The organism is Mesorhizobium sp. WSM4833 (assembly GCF_055811095.1).
The window spans coordinates 254676-280763 of the sequence record NZ_JBVVQG010000003.1 but is presented as its reverse complement, the minus strand read 5'-3'; the positions used below and the strand labels follow the sequence as shown (position 1 = coordinate 280763).

At 63.5% G+C, this 26088-nt stretch carries 27 protein-coding genes, 1 tRNA gene and 1 other RNA gene; 19 read left to right on the top strand and 10 right to left on the bottom strand.

Going from position 1 to position 26088, the window contains the following annotated elements; all coding sequences use genetic code 11:
• Positions 1-187 precede the first annotated feature (187 nt).
• The 5 genes from AC0L2D_RS07255 to ffs all read right to left on the bottom strand — a co-directional run bounded on the left by AC0L2D_RS07255 (position 188) and on the right by ffs (position 4139).
• Complete coding sequence (locus AC0L2D_RS07255) at positions 188-1114, bottom strand: cell wall hydrolase (protein WP_013527929.1); 927 nt, start codon at positions 1112-1114, stop codon at positions 188-190.
• A gap of 229 nt (positions 1115-1343) precedes the next feature.
• Positions 1344-1751, bottom strand: a complete 408-nt coding sequence (locus AC0L2D_RS07250; protein ID WP_027161783.1) for a hypothetical protein — start codon at positions 1749-1751, stop codon at positions 1344-1346.
• 14 nt (positions 1752-1765) lie between these two features.
• A complete protein-coding gene (locus AC0L2D_RS07245) occupies positions 1766-2089 on the bottom strand; it encodes a YbaB/EbfC family nucleoid-associated protein (RefSeq protein ID WP_013527931.1) in 324 nt (107 codons plus the stop codon).
• 30 nt (positions 2090-2119) lie between these two features.
• Positions 2120-3937, bottom strand: coding sequence for a DNA polymerase III subunit gamma/tau (locus AC0L2D_RS07240; RefSeq protein WP_473540677.1), 1818 nt, complete (start codon positions 3935-3937; stop codon positions 2120-2122).
• 105 nt (positions 3938-4042) lie between these two features.
• Positions 4043-4139: signal recognition particle sRNA small type (gene ffs / locus AC0L2D_RS07235), an RNA gene on the bottom strand.
• 172 nt (positions 4140-4311) lie between these two features.
• On the opposite strand from ffs, the gene AC0L2D_RS07230 reads away from it, so the two are divergent.
• Genes AC0L2D_RS07230 through AC0L2D_RS07220 form a run of 3 tightly spaced genes read left to right on the top strand, consistent with a single transcriptional unit; the run spans position 4312 to position 6059 of the window.
• Positions 4312-4731 (top strand): HIT domain-containing protein, encoded by a 420-nt coding sequence (locus AC0L2D_RS07230; protein WP_013527933.1) that lies wholly within the window; start codon positions 4312-4314, stop codon positions 4729-4731.
• A gap of 40 nt (positions 4732-4771) precedes the next feature.
• On the top strand, positions 4772-5716 hold the full coding sequence (gene nudC, locus AC0L2D_RS07225) for an NAD(+) diphosphatase (protein ID WP_013527934.1): 945 nt from the start codon (positions 4772-4774) through the stop codon (positions 5714-5716).
• Between the two features lie 37 nt (positions 5717-5753).
• Positions 5754-6059 carry a Dabb family protein gene (locus tag AC0L2D_RS07220; protein WP_027161785.1) on the top strand — a complete coding sequence of 102 codons (306 nt, stop codon included), beginning with the start codon at positions 5754-5756 and terminating at the stop codon, positions 6057-6059.
• On the opposite strand, the gene AC0L2D_RS07215 is transcribed toward AC0L2D_RS07220, so the two are convergent.
• Together AC0L2D_RS07215 and AC0L2D_RS07210 are read right to left on the bottom strand one after the other, a co-directional pair.
• Positions 6056-6919: a prephenate dehydratase gene (locus AC0L2D_RS07215; protein ID WP_013527936.1), complete on the bottom strand. Its 864-nt coding sequence runs from the start codon at positions 6917-6919 to the stop codon at positions 6056-6058. The two genes, AC0L2D_RS07220 and AC0L2D_RS07215, sit on opposite strands and share 4 nt — an antisense overlap.
• A gap of 9 nt (positions 6920-6928) precedes the next feature.
• Complete coding sequence (locus tag AC0L2D_RS07210) at positions 6929-7657, bottom strand: 3-deoxy-manno-octulosonate cytidylyltransferase (protein ID WP_027161787.1); 729 nt, start codon at positions 7655-7657, stop codon at positions 6929-6931.
• 192 nt (positions 7658-7849) lie between these two features.
• On the opposite strand from AC0L2D_RS07210, the gene AC0L2D_RS07205 reads away from it, so the two are divergent.
• The 7 genes from AC0L2D_RS07205 (at position 7850) to AC0L2D_RS07175 (ending at position 17302) form a co-directional block, all read left to right on the top strand.
• A complete protein-coding gene (locus AC0L2D_RS07205; RefSeq protein WP_013527938.1) occupies positions 7850-8527 on the top strand; it encodes a c-type cytochrome in 678 nt (225 codons plus the stop codon).
• A gap of 157 nt (positions 8528-8684) precedes the next feature.
• A complete protein-coding gene (locus AC0L2D_RS07200; protein ID WP_337122908.1) occupies positions 8685-10562 on the top strand; it encodes an extracellular solute-binding protein in 1878 nt (625 codons plus the stop codon).
• Entirely contained in the window at positions 10562-12430 is a 1869-nt protein-coding gene (locus tag AC0L2D_RS07195; protein WP_473540676.1) for an extracellular solute-binding protein, read from the top strand. The genes AC0L2D_RS07200 and AC0L2D_RS07195 overlap by 1 nt, the downstream gene beginning before the upstream one ends.
• 30 nt (positions 12431-12460) lie before the next feature.
• Positions 12461-13558: a microcin C ABC transporter permease YejB gene (locus AC0L2D_RS07190; protein ID WP_013527941.1), complete on the top strand. Its 1098-nt coding sequence runs from the start codon at positions 12461-12463 to the stop codon at positions 13556-13558.
• A complete protein-coding gene (locus AC0L2D_RS07185; protein WP_013527942.1) occupies positions 13558-14703 on the top strand; it encodes an ABC transporter permease in 1146 nt (381 codons plus the stop codon). Before AC0L2D_RS07190 ends, AC0L2D_RS07185 begins: the two co-directional genes overlap by 1 nt.
• Positions 14700-16331, top strand: coding sequence for an ABC transporter ATP-binding protein (locus AC0L2D_RS07180; protein ID WP_127366680.1), 1632 nt, complete (start codon positions 14700-14702; stop codon positions 16329-16331). The genes AC0L2D_RS07185 and AC0L2D_RS07180 overlap by 4 nt, the downstream gene beginning before the upstream one ends.
• Before the next feature lie 29 nt (positions 16332-16360).
• Positions 16361-17302 (top strand): 2-hydroxyacid dehydrogenase, encoded by a 942-nt coding sequence (locus tag AC0L2D_RS07175; protein ID WP_127366681.1) that lies wholly within the window; start codon positions 16361-16363, stop codon positions 17300-17302.
• Here the strand turns inward: AC0L2D_RS07175 and AC0L2D_RS07170 are convergent, their stop codons facing one another.
• Both AC0L2D_RS07170 and AC0L2D_RS07165 read right to left on the bottom strand, forming a co-directional pair.
• On the bottom strand, positions 17303-17665 hold the full coding sequence (locus AC0L2D_RS07170; RefSeq protein WP_337122910.1) for a hypothetical protein: 363 nt from the start codon (positions 17663-17665) through the stop codon (positions 17303-17305).
• Between the two features lie 286 nt (positions 17666-17951).
• The gene (locus AC0L2D_RS07165) at positions 17952-18881 is read right to left on the bottom strand and encodes a class I SAM-dependent DNA methyltransferase (RefSeq protein ID WP_337122911.1); all 930 of its coding nucleotides are present in this window, start codon (positions 18879-18881) and stop codon (positions 17952-17954) included.
• Positions 18882-18987: 106 nt separating this feature from the next.
• On the opposite strand from AC0L2D_RS07165, the gene AC0L2D_RS07160 reads away from it, so the two are divergent.
• Positions 18988-19998, top strand: coding sequence for a ligase-associated DNA damage response exonuclease (locus AC0L2D_RS07160; protein ID WP_337122912.1), 1011 nt, complete (start codon positions 18988-18990; stop codon positions 19996-19998).
• A 4-nt stretch (positions 19999-20002) separates the two neighbouring features.
• Positions 20003-21604, top strand: a complete 1602-nt coding sequence (locus AC0L2D_RS07155; RefSeq protein ID WP_337122913.1) for a cisplatin damage response ATP-dependent DNA ligase — start codon at positions 20003-20005, stop codon at positions 21602-21604.
• A gap of 20 nt (positions 21605-21624) precedes the next feature.
• Here AC0L2D_RS07155 and AC0L2D_RS07150 read toward each other — a convergent pair whose 3' ends face one another.
• The gene (locus AC0L2D_RS07150) at positions 21625-22764 is read right to left on the bottom strand and encodes a hypothetical protein (RefSeq protein WP_063169966.1); all 1140 of its coding nucleotides are present in this window, start codon (positions 22762-22764) and stop codon (positions 21625-21627) included.
• A gap of 331 nt (positions 22765-23095) precedes the next feature.
• On the opposite strand from AC0L2D_RS07150, the gene AC0L2D_RS07145 reads away from it, so the two are divergent.
• From AC0L2D_RS07145 to AC0L2D_RS07115, 7 genes are all read left to right on the top strand, one after another.
• A tRNA-Thr gene (locus AC0L2D_RS07145) sits at positions 23096-23171 on the top strand.
• A 131-nt stretch (positions 23172-23302) separates the two neighbouring features.
• Positions 23303-23491: a YodC family protein gene (locus AC0L2D_RS07140; protein ID WP_013527958.1), complete on the top strand. Its 189-nt coding sequence runs from the start codon at positions 23303-23305 to the stop codon at positions 23489-23491.
• Between the two features lie 151 nt (positions 23492-23642).
• The gene (locus AC0L2D_RS07135; RefSeq protein WP_027161794.1) at positions 23643-24074 is read left to right on the top strand and encodes an EF-hand domain-containing protein; all 432 of its coding nucleotides are present in this window, start codon (positions 23643-23645) and stop codon (positions 24072-24074) included.
• Positions 24075-24119: 45 nt separating this feature from the next.
• Positions 24120-24662, top strand: a complete 543-nt coding sequence (locus AC0L2D_RS07130) for an RNA polymerase sigma factor (protein WP_337122914.1) — start codon at positions 24120-24122, stop codon at positions 24660-24662.
• An 86-nt stretch (positions 24663-24748) separates the two neighbouring features.
• Positions 24749-25201 carry a hypothetical protein gene (locus AC0L2D_RS07125; RefSeq protein WP_024503411.1) on the top strand — a complete coding sequence of 151 codons (453 nt, stop codon included), beginning with the start codon at positions 24749-24751 and terminating at the stop codon, positions 25199-25201.
• Positions 25198-25659 carry a periplasmic heavy metal sensor gene (locus AC0L2D_RS07120; RefSeq protein WP_473540674.1) on the top strand — a complete coding sequence of 154 codons (462 nt, stop codon included), beginning with the start codon at positions 25198-25200 and terminating at the stop codon, positions 25657-25659. Before AC0L2D_RS07125 ends, AC0L2D_RS07120 begins: the two co-directional genes overlap by 4 nt.
• Before the next feature lie 119 nt (positions 25660-25778).
• On the top strand, positions 25779-26057 hold the full coding sequence (locus AC0L2D_RS07115) for a GCG_CRPN prefix-to-repeats domain-containing protein (RefSeq protein ID WP_473540786.1): 279 nt from the start codon (positions 25779-25781) through the stop codon (positions 26055-26057).
• The last annotated feature ends 31 nt before the right edge of the window (positions 26058-26088 follow it).

Below are 26088 nucleotides of genomic sequence, written 5' to 3'. Positions count from 1 at the left end.
CCCCGCCCGCCCCCCCCCCCCCCCCCCCCCCCCCCCCCCCCCCCCCCCCCCCCACCCCCCCCCCCCCGCCCCCCCCCCCCCCCCCCCCCCCCCCCCCCCCCCCGCTCCAGGATTTTTCAGAGCGCTTTGGAACATCTGCATCCGCATGACCGCCATATTGGGCCTTGGCGGACCCGCGGGGCGCAGATCAGTTGGTCTCGAGCGGCCGGCCCTGGCTGACAATCATCGCGCCAATGGCGTCTGTGTTCTCAGGCGTCGACTGGAACCCCATCGACGCCTCTTGCGGCGCGTCTTGAACCGACGAGATGACCCTTGTGTTCAAGCTTCCGCCAAAACGCGCGGCATCCGGCTCTTCCATCGGCTCCTGCATCGCCACCACCGTCGGCTCTTGCGAGACACGCGCGGATTTCGCGGCCGGCGCGGCGGCGGCGGTCACATAGGTCTGCTGGGCGGGAGCGGATCGAACGGTTGCCGTCCTGGCTGGACGCACCGGCTCGGCGGAGGCGACCATCGTCACCGGCGCGGCTGACTTGTCGGGCGCCGCCGAGGCAATAGCGACCTGCGGCTCATCCGGCAGCGGCTGCCAGTTGCGGCCGCGCTTCTCGTAGAAGGCATTGCCGCCGGCAACCATGGTGTAGTGCATGTTCTTGTAGGGGAAGCGGAGGCCGGCTGTGTGGAAGAACATGGTGTTCTTCAGCTTGGACTTGCGCTCGCCCTTCAGCACCGCGTCGGCGGCTTCCTCGACATCGGGCATTGCGCGTGAATTCATCGGCCTTGTCATGACACCAGGCGCGAACTGCCCGGGCTCGCCCACCACTTGGCAGATGGTGCTGCCATGGTTGCCGGAGCGCAGCCGGTTCATTACCACCGTGCCGACCGCGATCATGCCGTCGCGGCTCGAGCGGTTGGACTCGAAGAACATCGCCCGTTCCAGGCATTCCTTGTCCTTCGGCGTGTGGCTGTAGGCCCCTGAACTCAGGAAACCCGGCGTGATGGCGTCGGTCAGGCTGGCGACGGACATGCCGTGTGAAGTGGTCTGGCTGCAGGCAGCCAAAAACAGGGGTGAAATGACGGCGCCGAGCAACAGCGGCGTCTTCCATCGCGTGGAAATCAACAGTAACCCTCTCACTTCGTGCCCGCCCCCAGGCTGCGGCAAGAATGAGACACTTTCGGGCAAAATGATGGCCAAAACGTTATTAACAACGCACTGTTGCCAAATTGGCACAATTTCGTGGCTTTCCAGATAGATCGAGCCGTCATTTCACAAAAGCGATGACCGCTCTCTCTTTGTTTCGCCGCAATTGCCCCAAGGGAAAGCACCACGCGGTTTTTCCTGAAGCGATCTACCGCCCGGCCGCTATCGCGGCCGGCTGGCCAGGCTCAAGCTCCTCGACCTTCTCCGAAAACAGGCCGCGCCGGAGGAACAGCGTCCGCGCCTCCCTGGCCGTCGGCGCGATCTTTCCCGGCCAGCCGCTGTCTATGAACTCAGCCTTGGTGAAGTCCGGATTTGTCTCGCTTGCCGCCTCGAGGAATTCGGCGATCTCCAGCACGATCGCGCGCTCGTCCTTCGAAAGCGCCGATGTGCCGGCTTCGATCGATGGGCGATGGAGGAAATCCTCGAACAGATAGAAATAACCCTTGATGCCGACGAGATCGACGCCGTCGTCACAATCGGCCAGGATTTCCAGGATCTCGTAGATCCTGTTGCGGATACGCTGCTCGATCAGTCTTTCGGACGGCTCTTCGGCCATGGCCGCACCGAAGGCTAGAAGGGCAGTTTCATTCCCGGCGGGATCGGCAGGCCCGCGGTCAGCGCCTTGGTCTTTTCCTGCATGATTTGCTCGACCTTGGTCTTGGCGTCGTTGTGAGCGGCCAGCACCAGGTCTTCCAGGATCTCGACATCGTCTTCCTTGAACAGAGACGGATCGATCTTCAACGACTTCATCTCGAATTTTCCGGTCAGCGTCACATTGACCAGGCCGCCGCCGGCCTGGCCGGACGCTTCCAGCGTGGCGATCTCGTCCTGCATGGCCTGGAACTTGGCCTGCATTTCCTTCGCCTTGCCCATCAGGCCGAGAAGATCTTTCATGGTCGGGTCCTTTGCGGATTCGTGGCTGGATCAGGGTTCATCGTCGTCAGCCGGCGGCTCGACCGGCACTTCGGCCTCTGCCGTTTCGGCTTCCGGCGCGTCCGGAATGCGCACATCGATGATCTTGGCACCGGGAAAGCGCGCCAGGATGGCGGCCACTGTCGGGTCGCTCTTGGCATCGAGAAAAGCCGTCTCGCGTTTGGCCGATTCCATTTCGGCGAGCGTCTGGCCGCCCTCTTCCTTCGACAGCGAGACAAGCCAGCTGCGACCGGTCCAGGCGCGCAATTTCGTCGTCAGGTCGTTGAGCAGCATCTTGGGCGCATCGCTGGTCAGGCCAACGTCGATGCGGCCGGGCTCGATGCGTACAAACCGGATGCAGCTTTTGACCAGCACCTTGAAGGCGATGTCGCGCTGCGCGTCTGCCAGGGCAATGATGTCGGCCAGCGATTTCAGCGGCGCCGATTGCGCCTCCGTGACCGGCTCCGGCGGAGCGACGTAGGCAACGGGCGCAGGCGAGGCTTCGACCAGCCGCATGGTCTGCGCGCCGCCCGGGCCAGACGGCATGCGCGTCTGCGCCACCGCGCTGGCGCCGTTGCCGTTGCCTCCCCCTGCAGGCGCCCCATTTGGGCGCAGCGCGCCATTCTGCGCCGGCGCTGCGCCTTCAAGCGATCTCAACGCCTCGTCCAGCGTCGGCAGGTCGGCGGCATGCGCCAGCCGGATCAGCACCATTTCGGCGGCGCTGACGGGCCGGTTGGAGGACTGCACCTCTGGAATGCCCTTGAGCAGCATCTGCCATGTCCGCGACAGCACCCTGACCGACAGCGTCCTGGCGAAATCGGCGCCGCGCTGCCGCTCGTCCTCGGATAGCGAGGCATCCTCGATGGCCGTCGGCACGAAACGCAGCCGGGTGACGAGGTGGTTGAATTCGGCAAGGTCGGTCAGCACGGCGGCCGGATCGGCGCCGGTATCGTACTGCGCACGGAATTCGCCAAGGGCTGCCGCCACATCGCCTTTCATCACATGTTCGAACAGGTCGACGATGCGGGCGCGGTCGGCGAGCCCCAGCATCGCGCGAACCGCATCGGCGCCGACAGAGCCGGCACCATGGGCAATCGCCTGGTCGAGGATGGAGAGCGAATCACGGGCCGAGCCCTCGGCGGCGCGCGCGATCATCGCCAGCGCGTCGTCGTCGACCGAAATGCCCTCCTTGGCCGAGATCGAGGCGAGATGCGCGACCAGCGCGCCGGCGTCGATGCGCCTCAAGTCGAAGCGCTGGCAGCGCGACAGGACGGTGATCGGGACCTTGCGGATCTCGGTGGTGGCGAAGATGAATTTGACGTGCGGCGGCGGCTCTTCCAGCGTCTTCAGAAGGCCGTTGAAGGCCTGCGTCGACAGCATGTGCACTTCGTCGATGATATAGACCTTGTAGCGGGCCGAGACCGGCGCATAGCGCACGCGCTCGATGATGTCCCTGATGTCGTCGATGCCGGTGTGCGAGGCGGCGTCCATCTCGATGACGTCGACATGGCGGCCTTCCATGATCGCCTGGCAATGTTCGCCGAGGACGGCAAGGTCGACCGACGGCTGGTCGATATCAGCGGTTTTATAGTTCAGGGCGCGCGCGAGGATGCGCGCCGTCGTGGTCTTGCCGACGCCGCGCACGCCGGTCAGCATCCAGGCCTGGGCGATACGGCCGGTGGCAAAGGCGTTGGTGAGGGTGCGCACCATCGGCTCCTGGCCGACCAGCTCGGAGAAGTTCGAAGGACGGTACTTGCGTGCCAGCACGCGATAGGCGGCGGCCTTGCCTATCTCCAGGCTCTTTGGTCCCGAATTTCCGGCTTCGCTCATACGCCCGTAAAGCTCCAAATGGCCGCGCCCGAAGGCGGCCGATTCCTGCGCATAGTCTCGCCCGCGCTGCAATGCGTCGTCAATGTCGCGAGAGGGGCCGATGAGGTGGGAGGCTGGAACAATGACCCGTTCCGGGCTCGTTAGGGCTGCTTCCTTCCGGACCTGACCCGGTTGGCGAGTGGATCGTCCACCACCAACCTCCCGCTTTCCATATCGGCAATTGCGCGACGAAATGCAAGTGCGCCGCAGAAATCGCAAAAATATGGAATTGGCGCACCAAAGCGTGAGGGGCGCAATGATTCGCTTGCAGCCCCCCTGCCGCCGCTCTAGCGTTCCTGCGTTTGAGGAAAACAAGAAAAGCAAGGGAAACGCCGATGCTGCCGGGCCTGAAGGCCGGATTCACGCTGGACGCACGGCTGGAGGCGGACAGCGAGCAGTTGATGTGGCTTGGGCTGTGCGAGCTGCGGGTGATGAACGACCGCCGCTGGCCATGGCTGCTGCTGGTGCCGCAGCGGCCGGGCGCGGAGGAAATCCACGACATGACGCCGCTTGACCAGGCGATGCTGACCTTCGAGACCAATATGGTGGCGCAGGCGCTGAAGAAAGCGACCGGCTGCACCAAGATCAACACCGGCGCGCTCGGCAACATCGTGCGCCAGTTGCACATCCATGTCATCGCGCGTTCTGAAGGCGATCCCGGCTGGCCAGGTCCTGTGTGGGGACATGGCCTGCGAGAGCCCTATCAGCGTTCCGACTTGCGACGGTTTGCCGAAACGATCAAGGCGGCGCTATAAGCGTTCCCCGTGTCCATCCCTCAACATATTCCAGAGTCCCATGAGCTTCCGCCTGTTTGACGCGCCTTTGCGCGAGCCGAGCCAGTTCGTCGGCTTCGCCGGCAACACGATCGACCGGCAGTCCGAGAACCGCGCCGACGATTCGGTCGACAAGGCGCTGGCCGATCCGGCGACGCGGCTGCTTCTGATGCATGGCGGCCGGCTCTATCTGAAGCTCGGCGATGGCGGCGCTCTCGATCCCTGGTTCGGTGCGACCGAGAGCGAGCCCTTCAAGGTTTCCCTGGCGCAAGGCATCCTGCTCGGTTTTTCCGAACGAGGACCGGTGCTGGCCGTGCCCGCGGGCGTCGAACCCGAACAGCTTCCGGAAACAGTCAAGGCCATCGACTACCGCTCGGTCTACATGCAAGGGCTGATCGACGAGGCGGCGGCCGGCGCGATGGCGCAAGGGGCGGCTTTGCTCGCCTGGCATGCCAGCCATCGCTTCTGCAGCAAATGCGGCACGGAATCGCAGATGCGGGCCGGCGGCTACAAGCGGCATTGCCCGAATTGCGGCACCGAACATTTTCCGCGCACCGACCCGGTGGCGATCATGCTGACGGCGACGCGGGAGAAGTGCCTGCTCGGGCGCGGCCGTCATTTCGCGCCGGGCATGTATTCGGCCCTCGCCGGCTTCATCGAGCCGGGCGAGACGATCGAGGCGGCGGTGCGCCGCGAGACGCTGGAGGAGGCCGGCATCCGGCTTGGCCGCGTCGTCTACCACGCCAGCCAGCCCTGGCCGTTTCCCTATTCGCTGATGATCGGCTGCTTCGGCGAGCCGCTCAATGACGATATCCAGGCCGACCTCAACGAGCTTGAGGACTGCCGCTGGTTTTTTCGCGACGAGGTGCGCCGGATGCTGGAAAGGACGCACCAGGACAATCTGATCACGCCGCCGAAAGGCGCCATTGCGCATCACCTCATCCGCGCCTGGGTCGATTCAGAATGATGGCAGCGAACACCTAAAGACATTGCAGGAGCAGGACATGATCCGTCACACCGTCGTTTTCACGCTGAAGCATCCGCCGCATTCGCTGGAGGAAAAGCGGTTCCTGGTCGACGCCAAGAGGATCCTCACCGCGATCAGGGGCGTCACGCATTTCGAGCAATTGCGGCAGATCAGCCCCAAGAACGACTATCGTTTCGGCTTCTCGATGGAGTTCGCCGACCAGGCCGCCTACACCAGGTACAACGACCATCCAGACCATGTCGCCTTCGTGCGCGACCGCTGGGTGCCGGAGGTCGAGACCTTCATGGAGATTGACTATGTGCCGCTGGGCGCGGTGATCTAGTCCGCAACCTTCCACTGTTCACGCGACTCGCTGGCCGGATAGACGCCGAGAATGCGCACTTCGCGCGAGAAGAAACGAAGCTCGTCCAGCGCCAGCTTGACCAGCGGATCGTCGGGATGGCCCTCGATGTCGGCGTAAAACAGCGTCGCCGTGAAAGCGCCCAGCTGGTAGCTCTCCAGCTTGGTCATGTTGATGCCGTTGGTGGCAAACCCGCCCATGGCCTTGTAGAGCGCGGCCGGCACGTTGCGGACGCGGAAGATGAAGGTCGTCATCATCTTGACGTCGGGCGACGGGCGCTCGGCCCATTGCTTGTTCTTGGTCAGGACGACAAAGCGGGTGACGTTCGAGTCGGTGTCCTCGACGTTTTGCTCGATGATATCGAGCCCGTAGAGGGTCGCGGCCAGGGCCGGCGACAGCGCCGCCATGCTGCGGTCCTTGACCTCGGAGACCATTTTGGCGGCGCCGGCCGTGTCGCCGGCGACGATCGCCTTCCAACCGTTCTTGCGAACGTATTTGCGGCACTGGCCAAGCGCATGGATGTGGCTGTGCACCGTCTTGATCTCGTCGCGCTTGACGCCTGGCAGCACCATCAGCTGGAAATGGATCGGCAGGAAATATTCGCCGACGATGTGCAGCTTCGATTCCGGCAGGAGATGATGGATATCGGCGACGCGCCCGGCAATGGTGTTCTCGATCGGGATCATGGCGAGGTCGGCCTTGTTGGTCTCGACCGCGTTGAAGGCATCCTCGAAGGTCGGGCAGGGCAACGGCTCCATCGAAGGAAACATGTTGCGGCTGGCGGTGTCGGAATTGGCGCCCGGCTCGCCCTGGAAGGATATTCTGTTGGTCTTTTCAGGCATGCCGATATCTCAGGTTGAAAGGATTGTTCTGGCGCGTTCGAGGTCTTCAGGCGTGTCGACGCCGAGCGGCAGCGACTGGACGATCTCGGCGTCGATGCGCATGCCGGCTTCCAGCGCCCGCAACTGTTCCAGCCGCTCGCGCCGTTCGAGCGGCGACGGCTTCAGCGCGACGAAACGCTCGAGTGCTTCGCGGCGATAGGCGTAGAGGCCGACATGATGGTAGAGCGGCCCCTCGCCCCAAGGCGCCGTGGCACGGGTGAAATAGAGCGCCCTCAGCCTGCTGCCGGAAAGCGGCGAGCCGACGATCTTGACGACATTGGGATTGGTCTTTTCCTCATCGCGGACGATCTCGACGCCGAGCGTGGCGATATCCACCGCACTGTCCTCGAAAGGCCTGAGCGACGCGGCGATGATCCGGGGATCGATGGTCGGCAGGTCGCCCTGCACATTGACGATGGTTTCGACCTTGCGCCCGGGGTCGAGCGCGACCAGCGCCTCGTGGATGCGGTCGGAGCCGGATTCATGATCCATGCGCGTCATCACGGCCTCGAAACCGTGCGCGCGCACGGCTTGCGCCACGCTTTGCGTGTCGGTCGCCACCACCACCCGGCCAAGGCCGGCTTCGGCGGCGCGGCGGGCGACATGGACGATCATCGGGGCGCCGGCGATGTCGGCCAGCGGCTTGCCCGGCAGGCGGGTCGAAGCCATGCGGGCCGGGATCAGGATCAGCGTGGACATTTCGGGTGCAAGGCGTCTCGAAAGAGGACAGGGAAAGTGGCAAAAGGTCTCACTGGAAGCGCCCTTATAGGTGTTGCAACGCCGCAGCAAAAGACCTAGTTTCCGCCCGATTTGACCGCCCTGGCAGGACGGTCACGATACCGACGGACGGAGTGGACGGTTCTGTCCGCCGGAAAAGGGAGCAAGGGGCGTATGGATTCCAACGAAGTCAACAAACTGCTCGCCGGATTGCTCGGAACCGTTTTCGTCGTCTTCTCGGTCGGCATTGTGTCCGATGCGCTGTTTGCGTCGCCGGCGCCGGAAAAGCCTGGTTTCGCCATCGAGGCCGCCGAGCCCGCCGAAGGCGGTCCGGCCGCGCCTGCCGCCGCGGCCAAGCCGATCGCCGATCTGCTGGCGACCGCCAATGTCGAGCAGGGTGCTGCCGTCTTCAAGAAGTGCCAGGCCTGCCATTCCGGCGAAAAGGGCGGCCCCAACAAGGTCGGCCCGGACCTGTGGGACCTCGTTGACCGCCCGGTCGCCGAGCATGAAGGCTTTGCCTATTCGGCCGGCATGAAGGAATTCTCCAAGGGCGGCACCGAGAAGTGGACCTACGACAACATCAACCACTTCATCACCTCGCCGAAGAAGTTCGTGAAGGGCACCGCCATGGGCTTCGCCGGCCTGCCCAAGGACGAGGACCGCGCCAACGTCATCGCCTATCTGCGCACGCTGTCCGACAATCCCAAGCCGCTGCCGGCACCGGGGGCTGCCGCCGATGCAGGCGCCAAGCCTGCCGATGCAGCCGCTCCGGCAAAGCCGGCTGAGGGTGCCGCGCCGGCCGCTCCCGCCGCCCCGGCTCCGGCCGCACCGGCACCGGCGCCTGCCCAATAATTTCTATATCATCTCAACGACCTTGAAAAAGCCGGGTTCAGCCCGGCTTTTTTATTGGGAAAACCGCATAGGCGGCGACAAAGCCGCGCATGACGGTTTTCACGAGCGCCAAATCATCTAGATTGCCCATGAACGGGCATCGCGAAGAGGATAGTGCATGACGGTTGGCCGAACGCTTCTCAAGTCGTTGCTGGCGGCAGCCCTTCTGGCGGCGGGATTGCAGGCTGCCCGCGCCGACGAATGGCGCACCACCTCATCGCTGATCGGCGAGTCCAAATACGGCGCCAATTTCCAGCACTACGATTACGTCAATCCGAACGCGCCCAAGGGCGGCACGCTGAACTCGGTGGTGCCAGGCACATTCGACAGTTTCAATCCCTATGTCGTCCAGGGATCACCGGCCGCCGGCCTGGTCGGGTTCGGCGGCGGCCTGCTCTACGACACGCTGATGGAGCAGGCGACCGATGAAGGCAGCACCAGCCATCCGCTGATCGCCGATGCCTACAAATATCCTGATGACTATTCCTCCGCGACTTACCGGCTCGATCCGCGCGCCAAATGGCATGACGGCCAGCCGATCACCGTCGATGACGTGATCTGGTCGTTCCAGGTGCTCAAGGCCAACAGCCCGCAATACAGCCGCTATTTCGAGAATGTCACCGATGCGGTGGCGATTTCGGAGCGCGAGGTGGAGTTCCATTTCAACCAGAAGGGCAATCGCGAACTGCCCAAGATCATCGGCGACCTCGCAGTGCTGCCGAAACATTGGTGGGAAGGCACCGATGCCAACGGCAAGAAACGCGACGTGACCAAGCCGACCCTGGAAATCCCGCTCGGTTCGGCGGCCTACAAGATCGCCAGCTTCAAGCCGGGCTCGGAGATCATCTGGCAGCGTGTGCCGGACTACTGGGCGGCCAAGCTGCCGGTGAAGATCGGCCGCGAGAACTTCGACACCCGACGCTACACCTATATCCTCGACGACAATGCTGCCTGGCTCGCCTTCACCAAAGGCGGACTGGAAGACATCAACCGCGAATACAGTTCGCGTAAGTGGGCGACGGCTTACAATTTCCCGGCATTCCAGGCCGGCGATGTCATCAAGAAGGATTTCCAGACCCAGGCGCCGCAACCGATGCAGGGTTTCGTCCTCAACCAGCGGCGGCCGCTGTTCCAGGACCGGCTGGTGCGTGAGGCGCTGACCATCCCATTCGATTTCGAGAGCATGAACCGCACCCTGTTCTTCGGCTTCAACACCCGTACATCGAGCTATTTCCAGGGCACAGAACTGGCGTCGAGCGGCCTGCCGCAAGGCAAGGAACTGGAGATCCTGGAAAAATACCGCGACAAGCTGCCGCCCGAACTTTTCACCCAGGAATTCAAGCTGCCGGTCTATGATTCGCCGCAGGCGGAACGGAAGTACCTGAAACAGGCAGTCGATCTCTTCGCCAAGGCGGGCTGGGTGATCAAGGGCGGCAAGATGGTCAATGCCAAGACCGGCGCGCCGTTCAAGTTCGAGATCCTCGGCTGGAACGACACTGACCAGGTGATCGCCAGTCCCTACATCGCCAATCTGCGCAAGATCGGTGTCGATGCCACTTTGCGCATCATCGACCAGACGCAGTACATCAACCGCGTCAACAATTTTGATTTCGATGTCGTCACAGGCATCCTCCAGCAGTCGGAATCGCCGGGCAACGAGCAACGCGACTTCTGGAGCTCGAAAGCTGCCGATTCGCCCGGTTCGCGCAATCTGATGGGCATCAAGGATCCGACCATCGACGCGCTGGTCGATCGCATCATCTTCGCCACCGATCGCGACGATCTCGTCGCCGCCACCCATGCGCTCGACCGCATCCTGCTGTGGAACTTCTATGTCTTGCCGCAATATCACCGGTCGGCGGTGTGGCTGGCCTATTGGGACAAGTTCAAATTCCCCGACAAGCAGCCCGCCTATGTCGGTGCCGACATCGATTCCTGGTGGATCGACCCGGACAAGGAGAAGGCGCTGGCGGCCAAATACAAGGGCGGCAATTGATGGCGGCCCTGCCCCGCCGCGACTTTCTCGCCCTGGGCAGTGCCGCGGCAGCCGCTGCCCTGTTGCCCGGCCGGGCCTTCGCCGACATTGCGACCGGCATCAAGCTGCATGGCCTGTCGGCCTTCGGCGACCTCAAATACAAGCCCGATTTCGCGCATTTCGACTACGTAAATCCGGACGCGCCCAAGGGCGGCCAGATGAATTTCGCGCCGCCGAACGCAACCCTCAATCAGAGCTTCCTGACCTTCAACACGTTGAATTTCCTGGTGTTGAAGGGGGAGGCGCCGCCGCGCGCCGAACTCTGTTTCGATTCGCTGATGACAAGCGCGCTCGATGAGCCGGATGCAGTCTATGGCCTGCTTGCCGAAACCGTTACCCTGTCGCCAGACCGCAACGGTTTCCGCTTCGTGCTGCGACCGCAAGCGCGTTTCCACGACGGCTCGCCGCTGACCGCGCAAGACGTTGTCTTTGCGCTGAAGCTCTATAAGGACAAGGGCCATCCGAACCTTTCCCAGGCGTTGCGGTACATGACCGACGTGGTTGCGGTCGATCCCACCACCGTCGATCTCACCCTCAACGGCAAGCAGTCGGCGCAAAACGTCCTTGCGATCGTGGGGATGCCTATCGTCTCCAAGGCCTTTTACACGGCCAATGATTTCGATGCTTCGACCATGACGCCGCCGCTTGGCTCGGGACCCTACAAGATTGGACGCGTGGCGGCCGGACAGACGGTCGAATATGACCGCGTCGCCGATTATTGGGGCCGCGATCTCCCGGTGAACCGCGGCCTCTACAATTTCGACCGCATCCGCATCGACTTCTATCTTGACCGGCAGGCGGCTTTCGAGGCCTTCAAGAAAGGCGACACGCATTTTCGCGAGGAATTCACCTCACGGGTATGGGCGACCGGATACGACTTTCCGGCGCTGAAGGACGGCAAGGTCCTCAAACGGGAATTTCCCGGCGAGAAGACGCCTGACATGCAGAGCGTCGCGCTGAACCAGCGTCGTCCGCAATTCCGCGATGAGAGGGTGCGGCGGGCGATCGCCAGATGTTTCGATTTCGAATGGATGAAGCGGGCCTTGTTTTACGGCTCCTACGAGCGTTCTCAATCGAACTTCGAACGATCGGATTACAAGGCCGAAGGCCTGCCCTCGCCTGACGAATTGGCCCTGCTGGAGCCATTCCGGGCCGAGTTGCCGGCAGAGGTTTTCGGTGAAGCGGTAACACAGCCCCTGTCCGACGGTTCGGGCCATGACCGCAAGCTGCTGGGCGAGGCTTCGAGACTGCTTGCGCAAGCCGGCTGGAAGCGCGACGGAAGTTTCGTCGTCAATGACAAGGGTGAGCGGCTGCGGGTCGAAATGCTGGCGGAGGACGATGGCATCGTTCGTATCTACACCCCGTGGTCGGAGAATATGAAGGCGATCGGGATCGACGCATCGATCCGGCAAATCGATTCGGCGCAGTATGAGCAGCGGCACAGCAATTACGACTTCGATCTTGCCTTGCTGCATTGGTCGATCGGGGCGACGCCGACTGACGACAGCCTGCAGATGCTCTATGATTCCCGCATGGCGAAAATCCCGGGGCAACGCAACTATCCGGGCACCGAAAGCAAGGCCATCGACGCCCTGATCGCGGCAGCAGCCAAGGCGAAAGACCGTATAGAACTCGTCACGGCGCTCAGAGCGCTCGACCGGGTCTTGCGCGCGCGGCTGGACTGGATTCCAACATACTATCTGGCGAATCACCGCGTCGCCTATTGGGACATGTTCGGCTTTGTCGAACAGAAGCCTGATTTCGGCTTTCCGGTCGAGACGCTGTGGTGGTTCGATAAGGGCAAGGCGGCAAGAATTGGCAAAGGCTGAGATGTTCGCTCAACGAGGGCAGAAGGCCTGATGGGCGCCTATATCCTGCGCCGCATCCTGTTGATGATCCCGACGCTGTTCGGCATCATGGCGATATCCTTCGCCGTCATCCAGTTCGCCCCCGGCGGTCCGGTCGAACAGGTCATCGCCCGGCTGACCAATCAGGGCGGCAGCGACCGCCTCGGCGGTGGTGGCGGCGACGCGGGTGCCGGCGGCAATTTCGATGCCGCCGGTGACGTCAGCTCGAAATATCGCGGTGCGCAGGGGCTCGATCCGGAATTCATCAAGAAGCTGGAAAAGCAGTTCGGCTTCGACAAGCCGCCGCTCGAGCGCTTCGGCATGATGCTGTGGAACTATGCCCGCTTCGATTTCGGCGACAGCTATTTCCGCGACATTTCGGTGCTCGACCTGATCCTGGAAAAAATGCCGGTGTCGATCTCGATCGGGCTGTGGATCACGCTGTTGTCCTATTTGATCTCGATCCCGCTCGGCATCCGCAAGGCGGTCAAGGACGGCACTCCCTTCGACGTCTGGACCAGCGGCGTCGTCATTGTCGGCTATGCCATTCCGGGCTTCCTGTTCGGCATCATGCTGATGGTGCTGTTTGCCGGCGGGTCTTTCTGGGACTGGTTTCCGTTGCGCGGCCTCACCTCGGACAATTGGGATCAATTGTCGTGGTGGGGAAAGATCGTCGACTATTTCTGGCACATGACATTGCCGCTGACCGCGCTGGTGCTGTCGGCCTTCGCCACCACGACGCTGCTGACCAAGAACTCGTTCCTCGAAGAAATCCGCAAACAGTATGTGGTGACGGCGCGGGCCAAGGGCCTGTCGGAACGGCAGGTGCTCTACGGCCACGTCTTCCGCAACGCCATGCTGATCGTCATCGCCGGTTTTCCCGGCGCCTTCATCTCGGCCTTCTTCACCGGCTCGCTGCTGATCGAGAACATCTTCTCCCTCGATGGCCTCGGCCTGCTCGGCTTCCGGTCGGTGGTCGAGCGCGACTATCCGGTGGTGTTCGCCAATCTCTACATCTTCTCGCTGCTCGGGCTGTTCGTCGGGCTCTTGTCCGACCTGCTCTACACCTGGGTCGATCCGCGCATCGATTTCGAGCGGAGAGACGTCTGATGTCGGAGGCTACAGTCCCCGTCGACGCGGCACCCGCGCGGATCAAGCGGCCGTTTCTGTCGCCGCTCAACAAGCGCCGCCTGCAGAACTTCAAAGCCAACCGCCGCGGCTACTGGTCGCTGTGGATTTTCCTCGTCCTGTTCGTGCTGTCGCTGTTTTCCGAGTTCATCGCCAACGACAAGCCGATCATCGCTTCCTACAAGGGCGAAATCCTGTTTCCGGTGCTGGTCGCCTACCCCGAGGAAAAATTCGGCGGCTTCTATGCCGTCACCGATTATCGCGACCCGGTCATCCAGGACGAGATCAACGCCAATGGCTGGATGATCTGGCCGCCGGTGCGCTACTCCTATCAGACCGTCAACAACGCTATTCCCGAAGCAGCACCGGCCAGGCCGTCGTGGCAGTATGACGCCAAGACACGCTGCAACCAGTATCCGCAGGGTGCTGCCGACCCCGCCTGCATCGTCGGCAACTGGAATTGGCTCGGCACCGACGACCAGGCGCGCGACGTGCTGGCGCGCGTCATCTACGGCTTCCGCATTTCGGTGCTGTTCGGCCTGATCCTGACCGCCGGCTCCGCCTTGATCGGCGTCGCGGCCGGCGCCGTGCAAGGCTATTTCGGCGGCTGGACGGATCTCTTGTTCCAGCGTTTCATCGAGATCTGGTCCGCCATCCCGGTGCTCTATCTCCTGCTCATCGTCGCCGCCATCCTGCCGCCGGGCTTCTTCATCCTGCTCGGCCTGATGCTGCTGTTTTCCTGGGTGGCGCTGGTCGGCGTGGTGCGGGCCGAGTTCCTGCGCGCCCGCAATTTCGAATATGTCAACGCGGCCCGGGCGCTCGGCGTGCCCAACCGCACCATCATGTTCCGGCACCTGCTGCCCAATGCCATGGTGGCGACATTGACCTTCATGCCCTTCCTGCTCTCGGGCTCGATCTCGACGCTGACCTCGCTCGACTACCTCGGCTTTGGCCTGCCGCCCGGCTCCGCCTCGCTCGGCGAATTGCTCAAGCAGGCGCAGCGCAACCTCAATGCGCCGTGGCTCGGCATTTCCGGCTTCGTCGTCATCTCGCTGATGCTGTCGCTGCTGGTCTTCGTCGGCGAGGCGACGCGCGACGCCTTCGATCCGCGCAAGACGTTCCGATGAGCGAAGCCCCCTTGCTCAGCGTACAGGACCTCAGCGTCGCCTTCAGCCAGGGCGGCGGCCAGTCGACGGCTGTCGACCACATCTCGTTCGACATCGCCAAGGGCGAGACGGTGGCGCTGGTCGGCGAATCCGGCTCCGGCAAATCGGTCTCGGCGCTTTCGGTGCTGAAGCTTTTGCCCTATCCAAGCGCCAGCCACCCCTCGGGAAAGATCGTGTTCCAGGGCAACGACCTGCTGGCGATGGGCGAGAAGCAGTTGCGGCAGGTGCGCGGCAACAAAATCACCATGATCTTCCAGGAGCCGATGACCTCGCTCAATCCGCTGCACACGATCGAGCATCAAATCGTCGAGATCCTGAAGCTGCACCAAGGCATGGCCGACCGCCCCGCCAAGGAGCGCACGCTGGCCCTGCTCAACGAGGTTGGCATCCGCGATCCGCACAAGCGCCTCGATGCCTATCCACACCAGTTGTCCGGGGGCCAGCGCCAGCGCGTGATGATCGCCATGGCGCTGGCCAACGAGCCCGAACTTCTGATCGCCGACGAGCCGACGACGGCGCTCGACGTCACCGTTCAGGCGCAGATCCTCGAACTGCTGGCCGGCTTGAAGAGCCGCAAGGGCATGTCGATGCTGTTCATCACCCATGATCTCGGCATCGTGCGCAAGATTGCCGACCGCGTCTGCGTGATGACCAAGGGCAAGATCGTCGAGACCGGCCCGACCAAGGAGATCTTCGCCAATCCGCAGCATGCCTACACAAGGCATCTGCTGGCGGCCGAGCCGAAGGGCAAGCCGCCGGCCGCCAATGCCGACGCCAAGCCGGTCATGACCGGCAAGGACATAAAGGTCTGGTTCCCGATCAAGCAGGGCTTCTTCCGCCGCACCGTCGACAATGTGAAGGCAGTGGACGGCATCGATGTCACCGTGCGCGCCGGCCAGACGCTCGGCGTGGTCGGCGAATCCGGCTCCGGCAAGACGACGCTCGGCTTGGCGCTGGCGCGCATGATCTCGTCGACCGGCACGATCCAGTTCAACGGTCGCGACATCAACCAGCTGTCCTTCAATGCCATGCGGCCGCTCAGGCGCGAATTGCAGATCGTCTTCCAGGATCCGTTCGGCTCGCTCAGCCCGCGCATGTCGATCGCCGAGATCATCGAGGAAGGCCTCAAGATCCACGAGCCGAAGCTGTCGCCCGACGAGCGCGACGACAAGGTGGCCGCCGTGCTGAAGGAGGTCGGGCTCGATCCGGCGACACGCAACCGCTACCCGCACGAGTTTTCCGGCGGCCAGCGCCAGCGCGTCGCCATCGCACGCGCCATGGTGCTCAACCCGCGCTTCGTCATGCTGGACGAGCCGACATCGGCACTCGACATGAGCGTGCAGGCGCAGGTCGTCGACCTGCTGCGCAGCCTGCAGGCCAAGCACGACCTCGCCTATCTCTTCATCAGCCATGATTTGAAAGTCATCCGCGCGCTCGCCAACGACGTCATCGTCATGCGCAATGGCAGGATCGTCGAAGCCGGCCCTTCCCAGCAGATTTTTGAAAATCCGCAAACCGACTATACTCGGGCGCTGATCTCGGCCGCCTTCAAGATCGAGACGGCACCGGTCGGCATCGTCAGCGAGTGACTTGCGTAAAGAGGGACTAAAGGACCGCAATGGAAAAAGGCCGCATCCTGCTTGCCGTCACCGGCTTTCATCCGCAGCGCTGGCGCGACCTGCTGTCGGCCGAACGCGAGGTGGTGCTGGAGCCGGACGGCGCCAGCGACCCGTCGATCACCTATGCCGTGGTGTGGAAGCAGAAGCCGAACATCCTGGCGTCGCTGCCCAATCTGCGCGCCATCTTCTCGATCGGCGCCGGCGTCGACCATATCTTCGCCGATCCCGGCTTGCCCGACGTGCCGATCGTCAAAATCGTTGCCGACAACCTCACCCAGTACATGACCGAATATGTCGTCTGGCGGGTGCTCGACCATCACCGCCAGGGCCTGCTCTACCGGTCGCAGCAGTCGAAGAAGATCTGGCATGAGCCGCAGCAGAGGCCTGCCGGTGACATTTCGGTCGGCATCATGGGCCTCGGCAGTCTCGGCCGCGCCGCGGCCTCGGTGCTGCTCTCGCTCGGCTTTGCCGTCAATGGCTGGTCGCGCAGCGACAAGGCCATGCAAGGCGTCGCGACCTATTCCGGCGAAGCTGGATTGATCCCCTTCCTCAAGGCAACCGACATCCTGGTGGTGCTTCTGCCGCTGACGCCGGAGACCAAGGGCATCATCAACTACGGCGTGCTGAAGGAGCTGCGGAAACGCAACGGCCTCGGCGGCTCGGTGCTGATCAATGCCGGGCGTGGCCGCCTGCAGAAGGATGCCGACATTTTGCGGGCGCTGGATGACGGCACGTTGAAGGAGGCAAGCCTCGACGTGTTCGAGGTCGAACCGCTGCCGAAGACCAGTCCGCTGTGGGGGCATCCGAAAGTGTTCGTGACGCCACATGCGGCGGCGACCTCCGATCCGGTGCATCTGGCGCCGATCATGCTGCGCCAGATGGACGCCTTCGAACGCGGCGAAAAGCTCGACAATCTGGTGGACCGCAAGGCGGGGTACTAGCTAGCCGGGCAGAGCAAGCTTCTTCTGCTTGTTTGGCTGGCCGCAGTCGCGTCGATCGATCGACCGGTTCATGGCATCGATCTCACCGCTCGCCTTGTCGGTATCGCGCTTGGCCTTCGAGCGCATGTCCGGCGTGAACGGGCCGAAGCCCATCGCCGGATTGGAGAAGGTCGGCTTGGCCTTGATCGGCAGGTTGTATTGCTGCGCCAAGCCATTGCGCTGCGCCAGCAACTGGTCGCACGGCACGTTGTCATATTGCAGGGACGACTGGATGTTCGCATCCTGCTGTTCCGACATCGAAGTGCCACCGACACAGCCGGCGGTCAGCAGGCAAGAGGCCAAGATCATCATGTTCCAGCGCATCGGCTATGCTCCTCCTGATATCCCGCCCTGACGCGAGCAGATGCCAAATATCAGTCGCGCATGCAAATCGGACTTTTTCACAGCAGGAATATTTGCGAGGCGGCGAGGCTGCCCCTCCGCAGGCGCGCGGCTGACGGAGCATCAAACGAAAAACCCGCCTGTCCGGCGGGTCACTGGCGCAAATCACCACCATGGGCGAAAATGTACCATAGCTGAGGGCAGGGTGTCAAGAAAAAATTCCTATCGCACCCGACGAAAAGCTGCCGACACCGCCGACCGGCTGCCGTCAGGTCCTTTGTTCAGCTGAGTTCGGAGCCCTGGCCACAACGACCAACCCGTTGACGTGTTCCCCGCGATCCTGCCGGATCGCGGTTGGTTCCAGTGACAGGACCGAAAGCCCGTTGGCGGCCAGCACGTCGAGCACATAGCGTTGCGCATGCGCATAGCGGCGAGACGGCAGCAGCGCAAAATCGCCATCGCCAGCCAGCGTCTCGACGGAAAACGCGAACAGGCCATCCGTGGCCAGCAGGCCGGCAATCGTCTTCACCACGCCGCCCAGCGCACCGACATAGATGAAAACATCGGCCACCGTCACCAGATCGGCTTTCGGACCGGCATAGGAAAAATCCCGCAGATCGGCCTTGTCGAGGAAATCGTAGACGCCCTTGGCCCGCGCCTTTCTCAGCATTTTGGCCGAAATGTCATACCCCTCCAGCCGGTCGACGATCGGCCGCAGCCTCTGCCCCATCAGGCCTGTGCCGCAGCCGAGATCGAGCGCCAGCGCGAAGCGGCCCGGCCTTGCCGCTCGAATGGCCTGGTCGAGCATCCCAGGCAGGCGGTAACCCAGCCTGCCGACCAGGGACTCGTCGAAGCTCTCGGCATAATGGTCGAACAAGGTCTCGACGAAGGCGCTGGGGAGCGCATCGACCGCCGGCGCCTTGCCGATCAATTGCAGGTTCAGTGCAGCGCCTTGACGATCCGATGGATCGAGTTGCAACGACATCGTCCACGCCTGTGCGGCCAGATCCGCCGCGCCCGCCGCCTGCTGCATCTCGCCGAGGCGAAACCAGCCCATCGCCCATTGCGGCGTTATTTCCAGCGCACCGAGCAGCAATTCCGCCGCCGCCGCATGATCGCCATCAGCGTGCAGCATCTCGGCATAGTCGGCGCGGCGATCGGCGTTCAAGTCGCCTGACGAGGCCTGAAGCGGTTTCATGGCGGCGGGTCCTGCCGGCGGATCGAGCCGGCGGTGCTCTATGCGGGAGTCAGCAGTGACTTACAACAGGCTTCCCGCCGCGGAATTATATCCTATCTTGGAGACCATGCGCACCAGTGTTCTGCTTCACCCCCGGCCCGAGGGCCTCTATTGCCCGCCGGGCGATTTCTTCATCGACCCGGTGCGGCCGGTCAACCGGGCACTGATCACGCATGGCCATTCCGACCACGCGCGTTCCGGCCACCGCTCGGTGCTGGCGACGCAGCAGACGCTCGACATTATGGGGCTGCGCTACGGTGAGGATTTCGCTGGAACAACACAAGCGGCAAGGCTCGGCGAGACGATTGCCCTCGATGGCGTCAGCGTCAGCTTCCATCCGGCCGGCCATGTGCTGGGCTCGGCGCAGATAGCGGTCGAGCATCAGGGCACGCGCATCGTCGCTTCCGGCGACTACAAGCGGCAGAGGGACGCGACCTGCGCGCCATTCGAGCCGATCCCGTGCGATGTGTTCATCACCGAAGCGACGTTCGGCCTGCCGGTGTTTCGCCATCCCCCGGACACCGAAGAAATCGCCCGCCTGCTGAAATCGGCCGCGCAGTTCCCTGAACGCTCGCATCTGGTCGGCGCCTATGCGCTGGGCAAGGCGCAACGGGTGATGCGGCTGTTGCGCGACGCCGGCTACGACAGGCCGCTCTACATCCATGGCGCGCTGGCCAAACTCAGTGAGTACTACCAGAGCCAAGGCATCGATCTCGGCACCCTCGAACCGGCGACCGTCGAAAGCGGCGGCAAGGATGATTTTGCCGGCGCCATCGTCGTCGGCCCGCCTTCGGCCTTCGCGGATCGCTGGGCGCGGCGGTTTCCCGATCCGATCTCGTGCTTTGCGTCAGGCTGGATGCGCATCCGCCAGCGCGCCAAGCAGGGCGGCGTCGAACTGCCGCTGATCATCTCGGACCATGCCGACTGGGATGAGCTGACCGCCACCATCAAGGAGACCGGAGCCGAAGAGGTCTGGGTGACGCATGGCCGCGAGGAGGCGCTGGTGCGCTGGTGCGAACTCGAAGGCATCGCGGCAAAGCCACTGCACCTGGTGGGCTACGAGGACGAGGGCGATTGAAGCCATGAACCGCTTCGCCGAACTTCTCGACCGCCTGGTGCTAACGCCGTCGCGCAATGGCAAGCTGACCTTGCTGACCGACTATTTCCGCAGCGTCGAGGATCCCGATCGCGGCCTGGCGCTGGCTGCCATCACTGGCGATCTCCACATCGCCGCGGTCAAGCCGGCGATGCTGCGCATGCTCGTCACCGAGCGCATGGATCCGGTGCTGTTCGGCTATTCCTACGACTATGTCGGCGATCTCGCCGAAACGGTGTCGCTGGTCTGGCCGCAAACGCCCGGAAACACCCCGAACCGCGAGCCGACGCTTGGCGAGGTCGTGGCCAAACTGCAGGCGGCAAGCCGCTCCGACGGACCGAAGGTGCTGGCAGGGCTGCTCGACAGCGCCGGCATCTCGGCACGCTTTGCCATCATCAAGCTGGTCACCGGCGGCCTGCGCATCGGCGTGTCGGCGCGTCTGGCCAAACAGGCGCTGGCGGATTTCGGCAAGGTCGAGGTCGCCGAGATCGAGGAGCTCTGGCACGGGCTGTCACCGCCTTACACAGCGCTGTTCGCCTGGCTGGAAGGCAAGGCCGAAAAGCCCAGGAACACGGCGTTGGCATTGTTTCGCCCGGTGATGCTGTCGAACCCGGTCGGCGACGGCGATCTCGAAAAGCTCGATCCGGCCGATTATGCCGCCGAATGGAAATGGGACGGCATCCGTGTCCAGGCGGTGGCGGAGGGCGGCATCCGCCGGCTCTATTCGCGCACCGGCGATGACGTTTCGGGCGCCTTTCCGGACCTCGCCGAGGCCATGCATTTTTCCGCAACGCTGGACGGCGAACTGCTTGTCGGCGATCCCCGGGAGGCGACGGGAACCTTCTCCGATCTGCAGCAACGGCTGAATCGCAAGACGGTGGCACCGAAGATGCAGCAGCAATACCCGGCCTTCATGCGCTGCTACGATCTGCTCCAGGTCGGCGGCGAGGATTTGCGCGCGCTGTCGTTTCGCGAACGGCGCGGCCGGCTGGAAAGCTTTGTCGCGACACTCGACCCGAGCCGTTTCGATCTGTCGCCATTCGTCGACTTCACGGACTGGCAAACGCTGGAGGAACTGCGCCGGGCGCCGCCGCATCCGATCATCGAAGGCGTCATGCTGAAGCGCTGGGACTCAGCCTATGTCGCCGGCCGGCCGAAAGGTCCGTGGTTCAAGTGGAAACGCGATCCGCACACAGTGGACGCGGTGCTGATGTATGCGCAGCGCGGCCACGGCAAGCGGTCGAGCTTCTATTCCGACTATACGTTCGGTGTCTGGACAGGTGCCGAAGGCGAAGAGGAACTGGTACCGGTCGGCAAGGCCTATTTCGGCTTCACCGACGAGGAACTGAAGCAGATCGACAAATATGTCCGCGACAACACGATCGAGCGTTTCGGGCCGGTGCGCTCGGTGCGGGCCGACCGCGACAACGGCCTGGTGCTGGAAGTCGCCTTCGAAGGACTGAACCGCTCGACCCGGCACAAATCCGGCGTCGCCATGCGCTTTCCCCGCATTTCGCGATTGCGCTGGGACAAGCCGGCCAACGAGGCCGACCGCATCGAAACGCTGCAGGCGCTGCTCGACCGCTAATTTCGCGCGTGCAGGGTTCGCTATGGCTCGATCGAAACGCGGATTTCGTAGATGTCGGCGGCCTTGCCCTGCTTGTCGAAGTCGGAATTGATGGCAATGGTGCCGGCCGAGCCCGGATGCTTGTCGGGAAACTGCACGTCGAACAGATATTCGTTCTGCTGCTGGCCGACCGCATAGCGCTTGCGGCCGCAGTCGCCGAGTTCGCCGAAATTGCAGTCGACCGAAATCTGCGTCTCCTTGCCTTCTTCGGAGCGGGCAATGATGTCGAACACGGCATGTTTGCCGGCCAGTTTCTCCAGCACGCCTTGTCCGACGTCGAAGCTGATCGCCGAACCGGACGCGCCGGAACGGATGCGCAGGAACGAACCGGTATCGTCCTTCATCACCTCGGCCCTGGCGTCCGATGGCGCACTGACATGCGATGCATCGGCCGGCGAAAACACATTGATCCAGTCGCGCGACTGGTCGGCGGCGCCGGGTTTTGCCGGACCGCCGTCGGCCGGTGTGAAATCGTCGTCCTCGACGGTCGGCGGCGCTTCAGGTGGTGCGGTGTCGAGTTGGGCCGACGTCTTGAACACGCCGGTCTGCACGGCGAAGAACAGGCCGATGCCAACCGCTGCCAGCAGTGTCACGGTCAGGAAGATGGCGGTCAGCGGCAGGCGACGCCCTCTTATGCGTCGTTCATCGCGGTCGGGCGCCACTTCCGTGGTCGCACCGGCCGAGGCCGGAACCGACATGTCGATGGCCGGAGCATCGGGAAGCGTGGCGTCCGGCATGATGTCGGGAACGACGGGCAGGACGCGCGAGCGCGGCGCATCGGCAGCGGATTGCACGGGGCCGTCGACGACGACATCGGGGGACGATGCCTGTCGGCCGGTTTCGACCGCGGGCGCCGAGTCCGCTCCGAGTTCGACCGCCGGTGCATCGCCCTGCGGGCCGACATCCGGCACCGCCGGCAGGAACTCGGATTCGATTTCGGTGATTTTCGCCTGGATTGCCTTGCGGCGCTTGATGGCGACCTCAACGGTCACACCGGGATTGGCCTGGAGCGCGCGATCAAGCGCGGCAAAAGCCGAGCGATAGACCCTCTCGCGGAACGCGCGGTCCTCGGCATTGCCTTTCTCCAAGGCGTTCCGGATCGCTTTTTCGATCGCGTCCAAGCGGGTCCCTCTGTCTTTGCCTACCTTGCCGTGATCGTTAGCCGCAGGCGACCAATCAATCAACGGGCGAGCGGCGCATTCTGCCTCGCAGAGGTATGCAAAGTCCATTCCGGCGCTGTTCCGGCAACAAAATCAGCATGTTTCACCGATTTTCACGCGCGGGGAGCGCACGCACCGTGCGCCGCATCCCCTTGGCGATTGATTGGCGGACAAGGCGGCGGCCGGCTTTCGAGAGTGCCATGACGCCGTCGCAAGAATTGCCAAGTCGCATCTTGAATTCGCGCCCGGTTGCGTCTATCACCGCCGCATCTTGGAGGCGTTGGCTTCCCGGGCCGCTTTAGCTCAGTTGGTAGAGCACCGCATTCGTAATGCGGGGGTCGCGTGTTCGAGTCACGCAAGCGGCACCATTTCTCCTCCTTTTTGTCGTCTACCCCTTCGCATCTGGTGCAAAGGATTGCGGCGCCGGCCTGGCAGATCTGCCATTGTCGAGACCCCGGTTTGGTGTGAAACTCATGGCCTCAGCATGGGAGGTCAAAAAATGCCCAACAATTTCAAGACCGGAGACGTGGTCAAGCTGAAATCCGGAGGCCCCAGGATGACGGTCAGCGATGGCGCAGCCTCGGGCATGTATCTGTGCCACTGGTTCAATCGCGAGGGCGAGGTGTGGACCCCGCAGCATGCCGGGTTCAAGCCCGAACAACTGATTGCGGCCGACCAGTCGGACTAGAGCTCCTTCCATCCCGATCGACGGGATGCGCACCCGCGCACGAACGGATCAGCACGCGCGACCGACGGATTTTCCGGGTCGCGGCGTTTAACGGTTGAAGCGCGATGGCGGCACAAGCCGTCTGCGTCGCGCCAAGCTGGAGACGCACAACATGATCAGCCGTTCGATATTAGTCGTTGCCTTGAGTTTGCAGACGGTTGCGGCTCTTGCCCAGGCAACGACCCCGCCTGCACCGCAGACCGGCGCGCCACTTGCCGCGCCAGGCGCGTCGGGGAGCAGGTCCGACATCACGCTGGCCAAATTCCAGAAGCGGCGCGAAAGGGCGATCATGGCGGCCGACACGGATGGCGACGGCAAGATCAGCCTGCTGGAATGGGAGGCCTTTCAGGCGAAGCGCAACGTCAAGGGCGACGCCTCCAGATCCTTCGCGCGGATCGATTCCAACCATGACGGCTTCATCGATCGCGCCGAACTCGATGCCTTCTTCGCCAAGCGCTTCGCCCGGCTGGACAAGAATGCCGATGGCATTCTGACAGCCGACGAATTGCCGGGCCACAAAACCGCTCCCAAGCAAGAGCAATGACCAAGAGGCAATGACGCGCGATGAAGATCGGGAGTGCGCCGACTGATGGCTGCGGATCCGGACGAGGAGCTGGTTCGCCGTGTCGGCGCCGGCGAGCCGGCAGCCGTGCAAACGCTCGTCGCGCGCAAGCTGCCGCGTATCCTGGCGCTTGCCGTGCGCATGCTCGGCGATGCGGCGGAGGCCGAGGATGTCGCGCAGGAAACCTTCGTGCGGATCTGGCGCCATGCCGCGAACTGGCGGCGCGGCAATGCGCGCTTCGACAGCTGGATCCACCGGGTGACGCTCAACCTTTGCTACGACCGGCTGCGTCGCAGGCGCGAGTGGGTGACCGGCGACCTGCCGGACGTCGCCGATCCTGCGCCGCTTCCCGATGCTCATTCCGAGGAAGAAGCCCATCGGGTCGAACGGGCGCTGCAAGCCATAGCGCCGCGCCAGCGCGAAGCGATTGTTCTGGTCTACTATCAGGAGATGTCCAATATCGAGGCGGCAGCGACACTGCAGATCAGCGTCGATGCCCTGGAAAGCCTGCTCGCGCGCGGCCGGCGGTCGCTGCAAGCGATCCTGGCGGAGGATGGCGCCGATGAGTAAACGCCGGGCAAGCAGCAACGCAGCACGGCCATTGCGCCTTGCTGGTGCCGCCTGGCGCTCGGCGCCGACGGGCAAGGGGGAGACACATGGCTGAAGGGTCCAGGAACGAACCCGCAATGGATGCCAGGCGCTTTGCCGCCTTGGCGCAGGCCTATGGCGGCGACTTGCGGCGATGGCCCGAGGCCGAGCGAATGGCCGGCACGGTCTTTGCCGCAAGCGACGCGGGCGAGGCCATCTTGAGGCAGGCCGGGACACTTGACGCGCTGCTCGACAGCTACCGCGTCGACGCCCCGGACAAGGCACTACACAGCAGCATTCTGCAGGCTGCCGGCCGGCACATCGTCCAGCGCCGGCGTCAGTGGTTCTGGTGGCTGGGACTTGGACTTGCCGGCATTGGTCTGGCCGGTGCCGTGGCAGGACTGGCCCTGGTGACCATCGTCACGCCGGAGGTCCAGCCGGACCATTATGTGCTGGATACCGATGTAACGGCGTTTGGCGATGCCGGCCCGGATGCCGAGAACGGTGAGGAAAACCTATGAGCCGGCGCTGGATCCGTGGTCTGGTCATTACTTCCGTGGTGCTGAACGTCTTTCTTGCGGGCGCATTCGTCGGCGGCGCAGTCTGGCTGAGAAATGCCAAAGCGGGCGCGGGTGTCTCGCTGGAATCGGCTGGCCGACAGCTTCCCGACCAGGATCGCAAGGCGTTCCGCGAGGCGCTGCGCCAGGTTCGCGTGCAGTCCCGTCAGATCATTCTCGATGGCCAGCAGGCGAGGCAGGAGGCAGCGGACCTGTTGCAGCAGCCTGTCATGGACAAGGCCGCCTTGTCCGCCGCCCTGGAACGGGCACGCAATGCCGATGTGACGGTGCGCAGCCGGCTTGAACAGGCCATTGTCGACTTCGCGGCGAGCACATCGCCTGAAAACCGGAGCGTGCTGGCACAGGCGTTGCTGCGCCATATGGAACGCCGCGCCACCGTTACGCCAAAAAAATCGCCATGACGACCGACGGAAAAGGCCGGAGACGCCGTTTAACGATGCGAAGGGACAAGCCTGCCCTGTGCACCATACAGGACGGCCATCTTCATCGTCGAAAGCACTCGGAGTCCAATTATGAGCGCCTGAAAAACTATGCAGCAACCGCTATCCTGGCCATCGGTGGAACTGTCGTGACAGCCTCCGCGTCCAGCGCAATGCCCATCGTGTCCCTTGCCAAGCCAGCCACCCCGGCACTGGTCGAGCATGTCCGCTGGGGCTGCGGCATCGGCTGGCACCCTAACAGATGGGGCCGCTGCGTGCCGAACGGCGTCGTCGTCGTGCGCCCGCGCTACCACTACTGGCACGGTCCGGCCTACGTCTGGCATCCGCATCATCACTGGCGCCACTGGCACCATTACTGATCGAAGCACCGCGGGGCCAGGCACCTTTCGG